This window comes from Microbacterium sp. Soil_C_42 (assembly GCF_057656735.1).
Genome location: NZ_JBDGJU010000018.1, coordinates 41,593 through 59,524 on the forward strand (window position 1 = coordinate 41,593; position 17,932 = coordinate 59,524).

Here is a 17,932-nt window from a genome sequence, read left to right on the forward strand (position 1 = left end):
CCGACAGCGGTGACCGGTGCCGTGACAGGTGCGAGCACCTGGGTGCCGCCGAGGAGGGCGTCCTCGCCGGTCGTGGTGCCCGTCGGGCCGCCGTTGGCGGAGCCGGACGCAGGAGCGGTGGTGGCTGCATCCGTCGACGAACTGTCGCCGATGACGGAGATCGCGTTGCCCGTGACCGTGACGGGCGCGGTGACGGGCGCGACGACCTGTGTGCCGCCGAGGATCGAGTCCCCGCCGTCGGTCCACGCATCGGCCCCCGAGGAGGAGCCCGACGCGGAGGTGGACGCGGAGGTGGGCGCGGCGGTCGCACCCTCGCTCGAGCTGTCGCCGACGACCGAGATCGCGTTGCCCGACACCGTCACCGGAGCGGCGACGGAGACGAGGCCCTGCGTGCCCGAGAGCACGCCGTCGTCGCCCGACGTTCCGGCGGCCGGCGCGGATGCCGGTGCGGGTGCGGGTGCGGCGGTCGCAGCATCCGTCGATGAGCTGTCGCCGACGACTGCGACCGAGTTGCCGCTGACGGTGATCGGGACGTTCAACGACACCACCGCCTGCGAGCCCGAGCCGACGCCGTCGGACCCGCCGGTCGATGCGGCCGGAGCCGCAGCCGGCGCGGGAGACGCGGTGGTCGCGCCGCTCGAGGAGGAGTCACCGAGGACGGAGAGCGACGTGCCGCTGACCGTGATCGGGAGGTTGACGTCGATGATCGCCTGGCTGCCGGAGAGCAGCCCGTCGTCACCGGTGGTCTCGGCCGCGTCGGCGACCGTCGCGCCGAGCAGCGTGATGCCGCCGGCCAGGAGCGTGCCCCAGAGGGCGCGCTTGTAGAAAGTGCGCATGATTGTTCCCCTTTGTGGATTGATCGGTTCGCAGCGCGGAAGGGTCGCGCTGCTCAGCGCGGAGGGCGCGCTGATGCTCTGCCGCTCACGCTCGGATGAGCACAAGCGGCGGCGAGCCGATCAGTCGGGGGAGACGTCGGTGGAGCCGGCGGGCGCCGGCGGCGCGTGCTCGTCCTGCGGTCCTGCTCGGCGCACCCAGGCACGGTGTGCGACGAGCGGAAGGAGGGCAGCGAGCGCCCAGGCGCCGGGACCCGCACCACCGGGTCCCGCGGAAGCGATCGACAGGCAGAGTTCGCCTGCGGAGCCGAGGATGCCGCCTGCGACGAGCGCGGCGGAGGAGGTGGCGAGGGCGGCGGATGAGGTGACGAGGGCGGCGCGCGTGGCCGCTTCGGAGACGGATGCTGCGGCCCAGTGGCCGAACGCACCCGCTGTCGTCGTGAAGAGGGCGGCGGCAGCATCCGTCCGCGCGGCGAGAAGTGCGACCGCGGTCGGCGCCGAAGAGTCGGCCGGGCTGTCGAGGAGGTCCGGAAGATGCGGGATCGCGGGAAGCGCGGGGAGAACCGGGTCGGTCGCGGGCGGCTGGCCGATCGTCGAGCCGGTCTCGTCGACGGCGCCGACGAGACCGCCCAGGGTCGCATCGACCGTGCCGCCGAGGTCGCTCACGGCATCGTCGAGGCCGACGCCGGAGACGATCCCGCCGACGATCGGCACCTCGGTGACGAGGTCGACGACCGGCTTCGCGATCTCGCTCACGACACCGCCGGAGACGGCCTCCGAGACGGGCTGGGTCACCGTCGTCACGACGGCGCCGACGGTCTGCGCGACCTGGCTCACGGGCTGCTGCACGGGAGCGGGAGCGGCGGCGACCACGTTGTTCACGGCGGTGGTCACGCCGGTCGTGACGGTCGAGACGGTGTCAGTGACGGTCGACGCGGTCGTGTCGACCAGTGAGGTCACGGCGCCGAGGGCACCCCCGAGCGCTCCAGCGTCGTCAGGCTCGTCGGCATGCGCCTGTCCGAGGCCGAGGCCGAGGACCAGCGAGACGACGATCCAGGCGAACGCGGTCGCGGCCCCGATGAGGGCCAGCCGCACGATCCTCGGCAGCTGCGAGGTTGCGATCTCCACGTTCACCTCCCACGACGAAAGAGCCGCACGTTCCGGGTGGATCGTGCGTGAGGGTGCCTGGACCCCTGAGGGTACTCCTCGCCGATTCGGTCTGTCCAGACCCCTTTGGACGGGAAGTCCCTTTCGTGGCGGCCGGCATTCGGAGACCGCGCGGCCGGCGGGCGATTGTGCACAGGGCGGCGTTCGCGAGCAAACCTTCAACCCCGACTTCAACCACATCTCTCTCCACAGGCTGTGGAATCGGCGGGCCCTGGTCAACGGCGATTTCGGTGACATAACCCCCAGAAGGACGGTGGGTTCTCCACAGGGGTTGTTCACAGGCGCTACGGCGTTTCTCCCCCACTCTCCACAAAGTTATCCACAGGGTGTGTTGCGACTGTCGGGGGCCATCCTTAGCGTGGGGTGCGGCCCATTCGGGCGTCGCGCCTCCGTGCTGGGTCAGGTGACGCGACGGCGGCCGCGATCGCACGACGCAATCACGCGGGCGGCGAGATGCCGTGGCATCTCGCCGGTCGCTCGTGCCCTGGTGAGCCGACTCGGCGAGCCGTCCCGGTACCGCCGAGAGAGCTCGGATGATGTGAACAACGGTAGGGAGGACGCGCAGCCTATGTCGATCGCCGACATCTCCGAAGAGCGCATGGGGGGACCTCGCGACTTCGAGCGCACTCCCCCGCACGACCTGCTCGCCGAGCAGAGCGCCCTGGGCGGAATGCTGCTGTCGAAGGACGCCGTCGCCGACGTCATCGAGACGCTGCGCGGCACCGACTTCTACGTGCCCAAGCACGAGCTGATCTTCGAGGCGATCCTCACCCTGTATTCGCACGGTGAGCCGACCGACGTCGTCGCCGTCACCGACGAGCTCATCAAGACGGGCGAGCTGCAGCGCGCCGGCGGCGCCGACTACCTGCACACGCTCACCTCGATCGTGCCGACCGCCGCGAACGCCGGCTACTACGCCTCGATCGTGTCGGAGCGTGCGCTGCTTCGTCGTCTCGTCGACGCCGGCACCCGCATCGTGCAGATGGGGTACTCGGGTCAGGGTGAGGCGCTCGACCTCGTCAACAACGCGCAGGCCGAGATCTACTCGGTGACCGGCGCGGAGCAGGCAGAGGACTACGTGCCGCTCACGATCGCGGTGGATGCCGCGGTGGAAGAGATCGAGGCCGCGCGCGGTCGCGACGGCCAGATGACCGGCATCCCGACCGGCTTCTCGGGTCTCGACGCGCTGACCAACGGTCTGCACCCGGGTCAGATGATCATCATCGCGGCCCGACCCGCGATGGGTAAGTCGACGCTCGCGCTCGACTTCGCACGTTCGGCGGCGATCAAGGCCAACATGCCGACGATCTTCTTCTCGCTCGAGATGGGGCGCAGCGAGATCGCAATGCGCCTGCTGAGTGCCGAGGGTGCGATCCCCCTGCAGTCGATGCGCAAGGGCACGCTCGACTCACGCGACTGGACCACCGTCGCCGCGACCCGCGGCCGCATCAACGACGCGCCCCTGTACATCGACGACAGCCCCAACATGACGCTCGTCGAGATCCGCGCGAAGTGCCGCCGGCTCAAGCAGCGCGCGGGACTCAAGCTCGTCGTCATCGACTACCTGCAGCTGATGACCTCGGGCAAGCGCGTCGAGTCGCGTCAGCAGGAGGTCTCCGAGTTCTCGCGGGCCCTCAAGCTGCTCGCGAAGGAGCTGGGCGTGCCGGTCATCGCGCTGTCGCAGCTGAACCGTGGTGCCGAGCAGCGCGCCGACAAGAAGCCGGCGCTGAGCGACCTCCGTGAGTCGGGCTCGATCGAGCAGGACGCCGACATGGTGGTGCTCCTGCACCGCGAGGCCGCCTACGAGAAGGACTCACCGCGCGCCGGCGAGGCCGACCTCATCGTCGCGAAGCACCGCAACGGCCCCACCGACACGATCACCGTCGCCTTCCAGGGCCACTTCTCGCGCTTCACCGATATGGCCCCGGGCGATTTCGGGTAGACGTGTGGAAGCGGCCGGCCGGGAAGTCCCGACCGGCCGCCTCGCCGCATCAGCGGGTCAGTGGACCGCGATCAGATCGTTCGCCCAGCCGATCATGCGCTGTGCGAACACCGCATTCACGCCCTTGCCGCGCTGACCCTCCAGCTGCTGCACGACTGCGCCGAGCTGGTTCACCTCGGTCGGGTGCTTGCCCGTCGCGTGGCTCTTGAGCGCCGCGTCGAGCTTGTCGCGCAGACCCTTCTCGACCTGGGGGTCTGTCACGAGCTTCTCGGCGACGGCCCGGGTGAGGTTGTTGCCGAGCGACTCGGTCGTGGCCAGCAGCGTGAACGTCCGGGTGGCCGTGCCGGTGTTGCCGACGAAGTCGGTCGCCGTCGCCGTCGCCGAGTGCGCACCGGTGTCGAGGGTGAACATGTCGAGCACGTGGCCCGTCGGCACCTCGGTGCCGTCGAACGTCACGGACTGCGACTCGACGCCGCTCAGCGAATCCGTGATCGTGTACTGCACGCTCGCGAAGTCGTCGGTGTCGTAGCCGGTGGCAGCCGGCTGACTCAGGTCGACGACCGGCGCCGTGCGGTCGACGCGGACCGTCTGGCTTCCGGTGACCGTCTCGCACTCGCTCGACGTCCGCCATTCGATGATCCACTCCAGGTTCTCATCGGCGTCCGCCGGAAGGGCGAACTCGGCGACCGCGCCGTTGACCGTCGTCCACGTCGGCGCTGAGCCGGCGGGGTGGACGGCGTACGTCGTCGTCAGCGACTCCGGCGTGAAGGAGTCGTCGACGGCGGTGACGGTGAACGTGTGGTCCGCGCCCACCCACTGCACGCCCGAGACGACGGCTTCGTCACCGGTGATCTGGAAGTCCGCGCCGAGCGACCCGGCGATCCACGCCGGCGCGCTCGGGGCGTCGCCGTGGTCGGGGAAGTTCTTCCCCGGCAGGTACCAGGCGCCGTTCTCCCAATCGCGGAACACGTCGCGGAACGTCGAGCGTGCGACGCACGACTCCCACAGCGGCATCTGGCCGGTGCCGGCGTACTGGGGCTCGTCCTGCGAACTGTGGCCCGGGTCGGGCGAGTCGAAGACCGGCAGCCGGTCGGCGCGCCAGGAGTGGTCGGAGTCGATGCTCCGCAGCCACGGCTGCCCGTCGAGACCGTCGATCATGACGTTCGCGGGGCGACCCGCGGGATCCGTGTAGATCGCCGTCGACACGCTCGGCAGCAGGCCGGGGCTGCGGTGGTCGGCGATGACCTGGTTGAGGCCGTTCGCGTCGAGGTGGAGCAGCTTCGCCATCTGCACGGCGTCGTACGCGGGCTCGAAGTCCTCGAGCGTCCACTCGGCGCCGTCCTTCAGGCGGGACGAGGGCACCACCGTGCCGTCCGGCAGCTCGACCTGGTCGCCGACCAGCGGGTCGACGAGACCCATGACGGCGTCGAGGTACTCGCGGTCGCCGTCGTCGAACAGGTCCACGTGCACGTCGTCGTCGGAGAAGGGAACGTCGACGTCGGCCGAGCCGACCTCCATCCAGTGCGTCGGGCTCTTGAGGAAGTCCGACAGCAGCTCGACGTCGAAGCCGAGCGCCTCCGAGGCGAGCTCGAGAACGAGCTCCTTGGCGTCGGCGACGAGCGGGTCGAGGAAGTCGATGTCGGGCATGACCGACTGCAGCAGATCCTGCAGCCACAGGAAGACCGCGCCGCCCTCCTCGACGACCTCGCCGACGAAGTCTGGAGCCCCGAGCATCGACAGCAGGTACTCGTTGATGAAGCCGGGCTTGTCGCTGTCGTTCAGACCGCCGAGCGTGTAGCCGGCCACCTGGAAGATGCCGATGCCGTCCTCGCACTGCGCGCGGTCGGTGTCGAGCACCTCGTCGGTCTCCCCTTCTTCGGCGTCGCCGTCGCAGAGGAAGTTCTGCGCGTCGCGGAACGTGCCGGCGTCGAAGAGCGTCTTCGAGAGCGCCTCACCGAGTTCGGGCCAGTGCTGCAGGCCCCGGTCGATGTCGGCGATCCAGGCGTCGAGGTAGGCGATGATCGCGGGGTTGACGATGGCGTCGTCGGCCTCGTCGATCGGGCTCGTGACGCAGAAGTACTCCGCCCGGCATTCCTGCACGGTGACCGGCGTGACGGTCACGCCGCGCACCGTGTCGACCGTGACGTCCTCGACCACTTCGTAGCAGTCCCAGTCGACGATGTTGCAGTCCTCGTAGTCGAGGTCCTTCTGCATCGCCGCGCGTTCGACCTGCAGCGTGGCCTTCAGATCGATGAAGTAGTCGATGATCGGGCCACGGTTCGGCTCGGGCTCGTCGCCCACGGTGTACGCCAGGCCGGGGCATCCATCATCCGCCGTCCCGTCGCCGTCGTCGTCGACACCGTCGCCGCACGTGCCGACCGGCAGCGGGTTGTTCGGGTCGACGAGGGTGTCGTAGATCCACGCGGTCGGCGCGGAGTACTCGAACGCCGGCGTGGAGTCGTTGCTGTACTCGGGTCCGGTCTCGTCGTTCTCGCCCGCGACCTGCGAACGCAGCGAGTTGCCGTCGAAGTCCGCCGTCGCATCGCCGACGTAGCCCTCGGCGATCACGTGGCGCAGGGCGATCTCGAGCGCCGTCGGGTCTTCGAGATCGAGGATCTCGCCGACGCCGGGGAAGACGCCCTCTGCGACCTGGTTGATCAGCGTGTGCGCCCACATGTCGCCGGCGGCGTGCGTCATGAAGCCGTACGCGAAGGCGAGGATCTGCTGCTTCTCGGCGGCGCTGCGACCGGCGTCGTCCTGCGCGTCCCACGCCGCGGTCATGATGTGCTGCAGCCACTTGCCGGTCTCGTCGGGGTGGATCGCCGACTGGCCGTAGGCCAGGTCGGGGAAGCCGTCGGGACCGATCACGCCCGCGTTGTACGCGGCCGGCTGGTTGCGCAGCGCCGTGACGATGTCGCCGCGGACGGTGTAGTCGGTGCCCTCTATGGTCACCTTCCCGTCGTCGGTGACGTCGTCGTAGGCGTTCTCGGCGGTGGCGTTGTGCGTGTATGGCTTGAACGCGGCGGCGGGCAGCGCACTGACGACGAGTGTCGTCACGGTGAGCGCCGCGGTCGCGGTCAGGCCGGCTGCGAGCTTCGTGAAGCTGCGGCGTCGGCCGGCGGTTCGAGACATGGGCTTTCCTCCCCAAGGAAACGGACGTGCGAAACGGATGTTCCGAGGCACCGAGAGTCGCGATGGTGCTCGCCAGATACACGATCGGGAGAATGGATGCTGCGGCCGAAGGCCCGCTCACGAGCACCGGCACTGCCCGTGCTCAGTCGTTCCCGTTCCCGTTCCCGTTTCCGTTCCCGCTGTCGTCCGGGGGCTGGCCCGGGCCGGGTGCGGGAGCCGGGCGGGGCGGCGGCGCGGCGCGGCGCACCAGGTCGGCGGGCGGCGCGGGGAAGCCACCGCCGCCGTAGAGCTGGTTGGCGGCCGCCTGGATGTCGCGGGTCATCGGCAGGCGGATCGTCGACAGTGCGCGGCCGTTGTGGAAGGACCGGAACACGTCGCCGTAGCCGGTCGTGTTCCCGACCCACACGGCCGTCGTCACCCGTGTGCTCGACTCGACCAGCCATGTCTGGATGTTCTCGTGCGTTCCGGTCTTGCCCAGCACCGGCGTGCCGTCGTTGGGGTTGCCGCCTGACCCGGTGCCGCCCGGGCGCATGACGCCCTGCAGTGCGAACCCCGTGGCCGCCGCCACCTCGGGACTGATGGCCTGGGTGCACCGGTTGCCCGGGACCGGAAGCTCGGTGCCGTCGGCGTTGACCACGCGCTCGATCACGCGCGGGATGCAGTAGACGCCGTTGTTCGCGACGGTCGCGAACGCCCCGGCCATCGCGACGGGTGCGATGTTGTTGGTCCCGATGATCGAAGAAGAGCCGTCGAGGTCCACGGGGTCGCCGTCGCCGCGGGCGACGCCCATGCGGGCTGCGACGTTCTCGATGTCGCACATGTCGAGCTGCTCCGCCATGCCGAGGAAGCCGCTGTTGAGGGACTGCGCCGTGAACTGCATCGGCGTTCCCACGTAGCCGGGGGCGCCGCCGAAATTGCGCACGACGTGGTTCTCGCGATTGACCCAGGTGCCCGCGCAGCGGTCGCGAAGACGAGGGATGGCCCGCAACGTGCCGTTGACGGTGTCGGACAACGTGTGCCCGGTCTCGAGCCAGTCGACGAGGGTGAACAGCTTGAAGGTCGATCCGGTCGGGAATCCCGTCGAGACCCCGTGCATCATGTCGCCGGCGTAGACGAGCGAGCTGTACACCGGGTCGGTCAGGGCGAGGTCGCGGTCCTCCGTGAACCGGTTGTTCTGACTGATCGCGAGGATGCGCCCGGTGTTGACCTCGATGCTCACCGACGCCGATCCGAACGACATTCCTGCCACGGTCTCGGGCGCGTACCGGTGCATGGCGTCCTGCGACGCGTTCTGCAGGTTCCAGTCCAGGGTCGTGTAGATGTTCAGGCCCTCGCGTGTCAGCGACTTCTGCCGGTCCTCCGGCGTCGCGCCGAATGCGCTCGCGTAGTCCGGGTCCGATTGCACGGTGTTCACCACGTACTGGCAGAAGAAGGGGGCCGCGCTGGATCCGCACCGGGTGGGCGGCATCTGCAGCGCGGGGGTGATCGGCTCGATCGCCGCGGCGACGTACTGATCGGCGGTGATGCGGCCGTCCTCGCGCATCCGGTCGAGCACGTAGAGCTGCCGCCCCTTGGTCGCACTGTAGGCGTCTCCGGCCGCGAGGTACTGCTCCGCAGTGATCGCGCCGTCGGCGAGGAGGGTGTCCAGGCCCGCCAGGGTGCCGGGGGTCACGTCGTCCACCGAACCGTCGGCGGCCTTGTTGTACCTGGTGCCGTCGCCCCCGAAGATCGATCCCTGTGCCCGGTCGATCCGGAACGTGTTGGGGTTCTGCACGATGCCGGCGAGGGTCGCCGCCTGCGTCAGCGTGAGCTGGGCGGCCGTGGTGCTGAAGTAGTAGCGCGCGGCCGCCTCGATGCCGTAGGTCGTGCCGCCGAAGTTGGCGATGTTGAGATAGCCCAGCAGGATGTCGTTCTTGGAGTACTTCTGCTCGAGCTGCACGGCGTAGCGGATCTCCTGCAGCTTGCGTTCGTAGCCCGCTGCGCCGTCCGCCTGTGTGGCGTCGAGCCAGCACTGCTGCAGCACCTGGTCGCGACTCATCTTCACGACGGAGGAGCCGTTCTCGTCGACGACGATCTCACCCGCCTCGTTCGTCTCGTACACCGTCTCCGCGTCGCGTTCGCAGCGCTGGACCAGCACGTTCTTCACGTACTGCTGACTGATCGAGGAACCGCCCTGCGTCTGACCGCCCTGTGCGTTCTTGATCAGGGCGCGTGTGGTGCCGAGGATGTCGACGCCACCGTGCTCGTAGTACCGCGGGTCCTCGGAGGCGAGGATCGCGTCGTACATGACGAGCGACACCTGGTCGAACGCGACGGGCTCGCGGTTCTGGTCGTAGAACGACGTCAGTTCGACGTCTTGCCCGGTCGACGGGTCACGGGCGTAGATCGTCGTCGGCAGCATCAGGCGGTCGATCTCGAGGTAGCTCGGCATGTGGTCGAACAGCGACACCGCGCTGCTGGCCGCGTGCCCGCTGATCGCGATGGCCGGCGCGAGCGGCGCGACCACCAGCACCCCCGCGATGACGCTGAGCGCGAGCAGGCCGACGAGACCCCCGACAACCCCCGCGAACGTCCGCCGGTAGCGGGGTATCGGCGCGACCGGTGAAGAACCCTCTGATGGCTGCTTCACGACAGCTTCCAATCTGCGGTGGGAGAAATCATGTCAGACCGCCCCCGATTCCGCGATGGGTCCAGGACTCGACGACGATGCTCGACGGCGCGCCCGGGGCATGATGAGGACGTGGTGGATGGGGATGACCTCGCCGGAGCGGCGGTCGTGAGCGATCCGGTGGAGGGCGGCCGCGAGCCGCCACCCCGGTCGTCGTTCGCCCGCTTCTGGACCGCGGCGGCCGTCAGCTCGTTCGGCACGGCGGTCACCGCCGTCGCGATGCCGGTGCTCGTGGTGCAGCTGCTGCACGCGACGCCGTTCGAGGTCGGCATCGTCGGCGCGGCGCAGTTCGTGCCGTACGCCGTGCTCGGGCTCTTCGCCGGCGCGTACACCGACCGCTGGCGTCGCCGGCCCATCCTCGTATGGGCGAGCGTGGGGCGGGCCGTGTCGCTCGGCGCGATCCCCGTGCTGTGGCTCGTCGGCGCGCTCCAGATCTGGATGCTCGTCGTGCTGCTGCTGCTCTTCGGTGCGTTCTCCGTCTTCGGCTTCGCGGCGACGCAGTCCTTCCTCCCCCGGCTCGTGCCCCGCTCCCGGCTCGTCGTCGCGAACGCGCGACTGGATCAGACGGATGCCGCGGCCCAGACGCTCGGTCCGGCCCTCGGCGGTGGCCTCGTGGCGCTGCTCGGTGCGCCGATCGCGCTGCTCGTCGACGCGATCAGCTACATCGTTGACGCCGCGCTGAATGCGAGCATCCGCGTCGAGGAGACCCGCGAGCGGCGGCGCGACCGGCATCTCGGCCGCGAGATCCGCGAGGGCCTCCGGTGGGCGTACGCGCACCGCACCCTCGGCCCGCTCGCCGTGTCCACGCACGTGTGGTTCTTCGCCAACGGCCTGGCGCTCACGGTGCTGTCGCTGCTGGCGCTGCGCTCGCTGGGGTTCACGGCGTTCACGTTCGGCCTGCTGCTCGCGGTGGCGGGATCGTGTGCGCTGGTCGGGGCGACGTTCGCGGCTCGGACCGGCGAGTGGCTGGGCATCGGCCCGACCATCATCGTGGCGCGGGCGATGTACCCGATCGCGTGGGCGCTCGCCGCGGTGGCGGCCTGGGTCCCCGCCGGACCCGCGCTCCTCTTCGTCGCGCTCGCGCTCCACGGGCTCGCGGGCGGTGTCGAGAACGCCAACGAGATGGCCCTGCGACAGACGGTCACCCCCGACCGCCTGCTCGGCCGCGTGAATGCGAACATCCGCTCAGCCAATCGCACCGCGGCGGCGGTCGGAGCGTTCGCCGGCGGCGCCGCGATCGCGCTCGTCGGCGACCGCTGGACACTCCTCGCCGTCGCCGTGATCTTCGCGATCGCGGCGCTGCTGGCGTGGTTCTCGCCCCTGCGCTCCGAGCGCGTGGCCGCGAGCTGAGCCACCCGCGGTCACAGGGAGCGCGCGTGCTCCACGAACGCGTCGAGCGTGGCGCGCAGGGCGGGGGAATCCTCCTGGGTGCGGCGATGCACGGCGAGGACGTCGCGCGTCGACGCCGGTTCGACGGTCGGGATCGCGACCAGGTCGGGCCCGAGGTCGCCGCGGCCGAGCCGTGGCACCAGTGCCACCGCGCGGCCCGCGCGCGCCAGTTCGAGGTGGTTCTGGAACTCCATCGACTCGTGCACGATGCGCGGGGCATTGGGGACGCCGTCGAAGAGCCGCCGCAGCCACTGGCGGCAGATCGTCGCCTCGAACGTCGCGACCCACGTCTCCCCCGCCAGCTCGTCGGGGTGCAGCACCGTGCGGCCGGCGAGCGGGTGGTCGCGATGCAGGATGACGTCGGCGACATCCGTGAACAGCGGCGTCGACACGAGGTGATCGGGCATCGCCAGGGCCACCCCGCCCCAGCGGTGCACGATGCCCAGGTCGCGCTGGCCCGACGCGACGAGCGCGATCGTCTCCCACGGCTCGCTCTCGCGGAGGGGTACGGAGAGATCGGGATGCTGCGCCGCGAGGTCGCCGAGGACCGGGATGACCAGTCCGCGCACGACGGTCGAGAACGCGGCGAGCCTGATCTCGCCCATCACCTGATCGTCCGGCCCTGCGGTGAGCTGGAGATCGGCGCGGAGCCGTTCGAGGTCGGCGAGGATCGGCGTCGACGCGACGACGAGACGCGTCCCCGCTTCCGTGAGGATCACTCCGCGTCCCGCACGTTCGAGGAGGGCGATACCGGTCTCGCGCTCGAGTCGCTTGACCTGCTGCGACACCGCGGACGGGGTGTAGCCCAGGCTCGTCGCCGCGGCGACCACGCTGCCCTGCGTGGCGACCGCGCGAAGCGAGACGACGGCTTCAAGATCGATCATGAAGCAACGCTACATCGATTCATGATAAAAGCATCGCTGGTGCTTCATCCACTGGTGGCGTGAAGTAGAAGTCGTGAAGAGACGCGACATGGTGCTGGCGGCGATCGTCGCATCGTTCTGGGGATTCAACTTCGTCGTGATCGACTGGGGGATGACAGGCGTGCCGCCCCTGCTGTTCGTCGCGATCCGTTTCCTGGTGGTCGCGCTCGCGGTCTTCGTCGTCCCGCGGCCCCGCACCTCGTGGCGCACGGTCATCGGCGTGGGGCTGTTCATGAGCCTCGGGCAGTTCGGACTCTTGTACACGTCGATGGCACTGGGGTTGCAGCCGGGGCTCGCCGCCCTGGTGCTGCAAGCGCAGGCGGTGTTCACGATCCTCATCGCCGCCGCCGTGCTGCGCGAGCGCCCGACCGTGCCGCAGATCGCGGGGATCGGACTGGGCATCATCGGGCTGGCGATCGTGGCGGCCGGTCGCGGTGGTGACGCTCCCGCGCTCGCTGTGGCGCTGGCTCTCGCCGCGGCATTCTCGTGGGGGATCGGGAACGTGATCTCCCGCCGCGCCGGGGTGGTCAGCGGGCCCGGGCGGCTCGGGTCGCTGTCGCTCACCGTGTGGTCGGCGCTCGTGGTGCCCGTCCCCGCCCTGATGCTGTCGTTCGTCGTCGAGGGGCCGGAGGCCATCGCGTCGGGCATCGCCGCATTCGGCTGGCAGTCCTTGCTGTCGACGCTCTACACCGCGGTGCTGTGCACGATCATCGGCTACTCGATCTGGAACGGCCTGCTGGCCCGCAATCCCTCCGCGGCCGTCGTGCCGTGGGTGCTGCTCGCGCCCGTGGTCGCGATGGCATCGGCCGCGCTGCTGCTGGGCCAGATCCCCACCCCCGCCGAGATCATCGGCGGCATGCTCCTGGTCGGAGGTGTGCTGGTCACCGGGCTGCGCCGTCGAGTGCCGTTTCGCCGGCAGGCGATCACAGAGGTCGGCCGGGAGCCCAGGCGAAGCGCGTCCTCAGGGGATCGCGCGCGCCCGATCCCACAGGAAGCGGATGAGTCGCGTCGGCTCAGGTCGGTGAGGTGAACAGACGCGCCGACACACGGGGCATCCGCGTCAGAAGGGTGGCGCCTCGGGGGATCCGGGTGGGTCGTCAGCAGGGAGGAGCCAGGGTTCGCGCATCATCGCGCGCAGGTGTGTTGCGGTCTCGTCGGAGGTGAATCTCACGGTCGGCGCGGGTCGGTCGGTGTGCCTTCGCCCTGTCGGGCTGGTCCAGATCAGCACGCCGGGCGAGACCTGCTCGACCGACCACGCCGTGACGCCCTTCAGGGTGTGATGGCGTCGGCACAGGTGCGCGAGGTTCGCGTGGTGCGTGGGTCCGCCTTCGGCGGCGGGAATCGTGTGGTCGACATCGCACCGCCATACCGGGCGGCGGCAGCCGGGCCGTAGCCGGCGAGCAGGGCGGGCTCGGTGGATGGGCCGGTCATCGTGAGTACGGTTGCGCAAGAACCTGAGCCGCGGGTGGGCGCTTCCGAATCGATTCGATACACTGGTCGCTGCCACTCGGCACCTCTCCGTCGCCTGCGGGCGCGGCATCCGTCCCCCTCCTCGTCTTCTCGTTCAAGAGCCGCCTTCATGACCACCGCCCTGACGACGGGCCGCCCCTGGCGCGTCATCCTCCTGTTCTCCGTCCCGCTGCTGATCGGCAACGTGGTGCAGCAGCTGTACCACTTCGTCGACGCCGTCGTCGTGGGGCGCCAGCTCGGCGTCGACGCGCTGGCCGCGGTGGGAGCGACGGGCAGCATGCTGTTCCTGCTGCTCGGGTTCGCGTGGGGTCTCACCTCGGGCTTCGCGATCCCCACGGCGCAGGCGTTCGGGGCGCGCGACCACGCGGCGGTGCGCCGTTCCGTCGCGGCGGGCACGATCCTCACCGGCATCTGCACCCTCCTGCTCACCGTCGGCGCACCGCTGCTGACGGCACCCCTGCTCGAGCTGCTGCGGACGCCCGCCGAACTCATGGACGACGCCATCGTCTTCGCCCAGATCAGCTTCCTCGGCGCCGGCGCGATGATGTTCTTCAACTACCTGTCGGCGATCATCCGCGCCATCGGCGACTCGCGCACGCCGCTCGTCTTCCTCACGCTCGCGTGCGTCCTCAACGTCGCGCTGGTCATCGTCATGGTCGGCCCGCTCGGCTGGGGCGTGGGCGGGGCGGCGCTCGCGACGGTGGTGTCGCAGGCGATCTCGGTGCTGCTCTGCCTCGAGTTCGTACGACGACGGATGCCGGTGCTCCACGTCCGCCGCAGCGACTGGCGTGTCAGCCGGGCCGAGCTCGCGGAGCACCTCCGCCTCGGTCTGCCGATGGGCTTCCAGGCCTCGATCATCGCGATCGGAACCCTCTCGGTGCAGGTCGCGCTGAACGAGCTCGGCGCGGACGCGGTCGCCGCGTACACCGCGGCATCCCGGGTCGACGGCCTCGCCGTCGCCCTCCTGCAGTCGCTCGGCCTCGCCGTGTCGATGTTCGTCGCACAGAACCACGGCGGCGGCCGGCCCGACCGCATCCGCCGCGGCGTGATCGAGGCGACGTGGATGTCGGTGGGCGCCGCCATCGTGCTCGGTGCCGTGCTCATCGCCTTCGGTGCGATGACGGTGCGCCTCTTCATCGACGAAGGCTCGGCAGAGGTCGGGGACCTCGCCGCGCAGATGCTGGCCATCAACGGCGCGACCTACTGGATCCTCGGCATCCTGTTCGTGCTCCGCGGCGCGCTGCAGGGGCTGGGCCACACCCTCATCCCCACCGTGACCGGGGTGATCGAGCTCGTCATGCGCGTCGGCGCGGCCGTCGTGCTGGGCAGCATCTTCGGCTTCATCGGCGTCGCCGCGAGCAACCCGCTCGCGTGGCTCGGCGCGGTGGTCGTGCTCGTGCCCGCGTACGTCCACGCGCACCGTCAGCTCGCCCGGCAGCCGGTCATCCCCATGGTCGCGACGCCCACCACGCCCATCGCGGTCATCGGCCCGACCGACGGCTCGATGGTCGTCGACGCGATCGTCACGCAGCCGATCGTGCTGCCGCCCGTCGCCCAGGGCGCGACCCGGCGGCCGCGGCGGTTCCGGTTCGTGCCGTCCCGCGACAAGAGCCGCACGCGAGGCTGAGTCGAAGCGGGGGCGGTCACCTCCGGCGCTCCCCTGCGACCTCGATGTCCTAGTATCTGCGTATGAGTGCAGATAAGCAGGGATCCGGGTACGCGGTCGACAGTCCGTTCGTCGAACTCGCGGTCGAGGTCTTCGCGATGCTCGCCGACGCCACCCGGGTGCGGATCGTCCTCGCGCTGCAGGACGCGGGGGAGCTCTCGGTGAATCACCTCGCCGACATCGTCGACAAGTCCCCGGCGGCCGTGTCGCAGCATCTCGCCAAGCTCCGGCTCGCACGCATCGTCTCGACCCGCCAGGAGGGGCAGCGGGTGTTCTACCGGCTCGAGAACGAGCATGCCTCGCGCCTGGTCGCCGACGCGATCTACCAGGCCGAGCACTCGCTGGGCGGTACCCCCCGCCACCACCACGCCGAGACGGCCACCGAATGAGCGCGAAGACCGCCGGGCACCATGCCGACCCCGACCACTCTCACGGCGCTCACGACCACTCCCACGATCACGGCCGCCACGATCACAGCGCCCATGGCCACGACCACAGCGCCCATGACCATGGTCACGACCACTCCCACGCGGGCGGGTTCCGCGGCGTGCTGCACGAGCTGTTCGTGCCGCACTCCCACGACGCCGCCGACTCGATCGACGACGCGATGGAGGCGCACTCCGCCGGCGTCCGCGCCCTGAAGATCAGCCTCGTCATCCTGCTCGCGACGACGGTCGTGCAGGCGATCGTCGTGGCGTTCAGCGGCTCGGTCGCCCTCCTCGCCGACACGGTGCACAACCTCTCCGACGCCCTCACGGCCGTGCCGCTGTGGATCGCGTTCGTGCTCGGCCGCCGCGCGGCCTCCCGCCGGTACACGTACGGGCTCGGCCGGGCGGAAGACCTCGCAGGACTGTTCATCGTGTTCGTCGTCGCTCTGTCGGCCGTCGTGGCGGCATGGCAGGCGATCGACCGCATCCTGCACCCGCAGCCTCTCGACAACCTCGGATGGGTGATCGCCGCGGGCGTCATCGGATTCGCCGGCAACGAGGTGGTCGCGATCTATCGCATCCGGGTGGGCAAGCGCATCGGGTCGGCCGCCCTCGTCGCCGACGGCGTCCACGCCCGCACCGACGGCTTCACCTCGCTCGCGGTCGTGCTCGGGGGCCTCGGCGTCCTCCTCGGCTTCCCGCTCGCCGACCCCATCGTCGGGCTCCTCATCGCGGCCGCGATCTTCGTGCTGCTCATCGGCACGGTGCGCAGCGTCGGCCGCCGGCTCCTCGACGGCGTCGAACCCGAGCTCGTCGACCGCGCCGAGCACGCGATCGAGCACGTCGACGGGGTCGAGCGCATCGACCGCGTCCGCCTTCGCTGGGTCGGACACCGGCTCCAGGGCGACGCGATCGTCATCGCCGCTCGGGGGACGGATGCCTCGTTCCTCGCCACTGCGGCGGAATCCAGCATCCGTTCCCATCTGCGCAACGTCGACGACTTCACGGTCACCGTCCGTTCCACGATCGACGTCGGCGGCGGAGCCTAGGCTCGTTGCCATGTCCGTGACGACGCGCCGCATGCAGGATCTGACCATCGACGACCACGTCCTCACGGTGCCCCTGGTGTGGGGTGATCCGGCAGACGCCCGTACGATCGACGTCCACGCGGCGGTCGTCACGCGGGAGGGCGGCGAGAGGCTGCCGTATCTGGTGTTCCTGCAGGGCGGACCGGGTCACGAGGCGCCGCGCGCCTTCCACTCGCCGTCGGGGCCGTCGTGGCTCGACGCGGCGCTCGAGCACTACCGGGTCGTGCTGCTCGACCAGCGCGGCACAGGGCTTTCGACGCCCGTCGGCGACGACGACCTCGAGCGCGACGCGTCCGCGCTCGCCGAGTACATCACGCATCTGCGCGCCGACGCGATCGTGCGCGACTGCGAGGCGGTGCGCCAGCACCTGGGCGCCGAGCGGTGGAGCGTGCTGGGCCAGTCCTTCGGCGGGTTCACCACCCTGGCGTATCTCTCGACCGATGCCGCGTCCCTCGAGCACGTCTACATCACCGGCGGTCTGAGTGCCGTGGGCCGCCACCCCGACGACGTCTACGCCGTGACGTACGACAAGATGCGCGACGAGTCGGAGAAGTACTACCGCCGCTTCCCTGCTCATCGCGACGCGATGCGGCGCGTGATCGACCTCGCGGTCGACGGCGAGCTCGTGCTGCCCGGCGGCGAGGTCGCCTCGGTCTCGCGTGTGCGCTCGGTGGGTTCGGCGCTCGGCCTCAACGACGGCTGGCAGACGCTGTGGGGTCTGCTCGAACGCGATCCGCGATCGAACGCCTTCCGCCACGACCTCGCCGCGGCGATGCCGTTCAGTGCCCGCAACCCGCTGTATTACGTGTTCCACGAGTCCAGCTATGCCGACGGCCACGCCACGCGGTGGTCGGCCGAGCGCACCGAACCGGCCGACTTCCGCGAAGACCCGACGCTCTTCACGGGCGAGCACGTGCGCCGGGAGTGGCTCGACACGGTGCCCGGGTTCCAGCCGTGGCGCGATGTGACGCTCGCGCTCGCCGAGTTCGAGTGGCCGTCGCTCTACGACGCCGACGCGCTCGCCGCGTCCGGCGTGCGCGGCGCCGCCGCGGTGTACGTCAACGACGTCTATGTGCCGTTCGAGTTCTCGATGCAGACGGCACGGCTCCTGCCGGGCGTGACCCCGTGGATCACGAGCGAGCACGAGCACAACGGCCTGCGCGCCGGCGACGTGCTCTCGCGCCTCATCGACCTCGCGCACGGCCGCCGCGTGCGCTGACCCGCGC

14 protein-coding genes are annotated in these 17,932 nt (G+C 70.2%); 7 read left to right on the forward strand and 7 right to left on the reverse strand.

The window, feature by feature from the left end; all coding sequences use genetic code 11:
• Positions 1-836 (reverse strand): hypothetical protein (locus AC3A46_RS12065; protein ID WP_487665397.1); only part of this gene is annotated, 836 nt, incomplete at its 3' end.
• A gap of 120 nt (positions 837-956) precedes the next feature.
• Positions 957-1,961 (reverse strand): hypothetical protein, encoded by a 1,005-nt coding sequence (locus AC3A46_RS12070; RefSeq protein ID WP_487665398.1) that lies wholly within the window; start codon positions 1,959-1,961, stop codon positions 957-959.
• Between the two features lie 607 nt (positions 1,962-2,568).
• Here AC3A46_RS12070 and dnaB point away from each other — a divergent pair.
• Positions 2,569-3,942: a replicative DNA helicase gene (dnaB, locus tag AC3A46_RS12075; RefSeq protein WP_056365645.1), complete on the forward strand. Its 1,374-nt coding sequence runs from the start codon at positions 2,569-2,571 to the stop codon at positions 3,940-3,942.
• A 57-nt stretch (positions 3,943-3,999) separates the two neighbouring features.
• Here the strand turns inward: dnaB and AC3A46_RS12080 are convergent, their stop codons facing one another.
• Positions 4,000-7,074 (reverse strand): hypothetical protein, encoded by a 3,075-nt coding sequence (locus AC3A46_RS12080; RefSeq protein ID WP_487665399.1) that lies wholly within the window; start codon positions 7,072-7,074, stop codon positions 4,000-4,002.
• A gap of 142 nt (positions 7,075-7,216) precedes the next feature.
• Positions 7,217-9,703, reverse strand: a complete 2,487-nt coding sequence (locus AC3A46_RS12085; RefSeq protein ID WP_487665400.1) for a transglycosylase domain-containing protein — start codon at positions 9,701-9,703, stop codon at positions 7,217-7,219.
• 111 nt (positions 9,704-9,814) lie between these two features.
• Between AC3A46_RS12085 and AC3A46_RS12090 the strand changes: the two genes are divergently transcribed.
• Entirely contained in the window at positions 9,815-11,092 is a 1,278-nt protein-coding gene (locus tag AC3A46_RS12090; protein ID WP_487665401.1) for an MFS transporter, read from the forward strand.
• Positions 11,093-11,103: 11 nt separating this feature from the next.
• Here AC3A46_RS12090 and AC3A46_RS12095 read toward each other — a convergent pair whose 3' ends face one another.
• The gene (locus AC3A46_RS12095; RefSeq protein ID WP_487665402.1) at positions 11,104-12,015 is read right to left on the reverse strand and encodes a LysR family transcriptional regulator; all 912 of its coding nucleotides are present in this window, start codon (positions 12,013-12,015) and stop codon (positions 11,104-11,106) included.
• Positions 12,016-12,088: 73 nt separating this feature from the next.
• Between AC3A46_RS12095 and AC3A46_RS12100 the strand changes: the two genes are divergently transcribed.
• Complete coding sequence (locus tag AC3A46_RS12100; protein WP_487665403.1) at positions 12,089-13,084, forward strand: EamA family transporter; 996 nt, start codon at positions 12,089-12,091, stop codon at positions 13,082-13,084.
• Between the two features lie 30 nt (positions 13,085-13,114).
• Here AC3A46_RS12100 and AC3A46_RS12105 read toward each other — a convergent pair whose 3' ends face one another.
• A complete protein-coding gene (locus AC3A46_RS12105) occupies positions 13,115-13,396 on the reverse strand; it encodes a hypothetical protein (RefSeq protein WP_487665425.1) in 282 nt (93 codons plus the stop codon).
• Entirely contained in the window at positions 13,324-13,485 is a 162-nt protein-coding gene (locus tag AC3A46_RS12110; RefSeq protein WP_487665426.1) for a hypothetical protein, read from the reverse strand. The genes AC3A46_RS12105 and AC3A46_RS12110 overlap by 73 nt, the downstream gene beginning before the upstream one ends.
• A 148-nt stretch (positions 13,486-13,633) precedes the next feature.
• Here AC3A46_RS12110 and AC3A46_RS12115 point away from each other — a divergent pair, with 148 nt between their 5' ends.
• The 4 genes from AC3A46_RS12115 (at position 13,634) to AC3A46_RS12130 (ending at position 17,925) form a co-directional block, all read left to right on the forward strand.
• A complete protein-coding gene (locus AC3A46_RS12115) occupies positions 13,634-15,151 on the forward strand; it encodes an MATE family efflux transporter (protein ID WP_487665404.1) in 1,518 nt (505 codons plus the stop codon).
• Positions 15,152-15,213: 62 nt separating this feature from the next.
• Positions 15,214-15,579 carry an ArsR/SmtB family transcription factor gene (locus AC3A46_RS12120; RefSeq protein WP_487665405.1) on the forward strand — a complete coding sequence of 122 codons (366 nt, stop codon included), beginning with the start codon at positions 15,214-15,216 and terminating at the stop codon, positions 15,577-15,579.
• Positions 15,576-16,667 (forward strand): cation diffusion facilitator family transporter, encoded by a 1,092-nt coding sequence (locus tag AC3A46_RS12125; RefSeq protein ID WP_487665406.1) that lies wholly within the window; start codon positions 15,576-15,578, stop codon positions 16,665-16,667. Before AC3A46_RS12120 ends, AC3A46_RS12125 begins: the two co-directional genes overlap by 4 nt.
• Before the next feature lie 10 nt (positions 16,668-16,677).
• A complete protein-coding gene (locus AC3A46_RS12130; RefSeq protein ID WP_487665407.1) occupies positions 16,678-17,925 on the forward strand; it encodes an alpha/beta fold hydrolase in 1,248 nt (415 codons plus the stop codon).
• Positions 17,926-17,932: the final 7 nt, after the last annotated feature.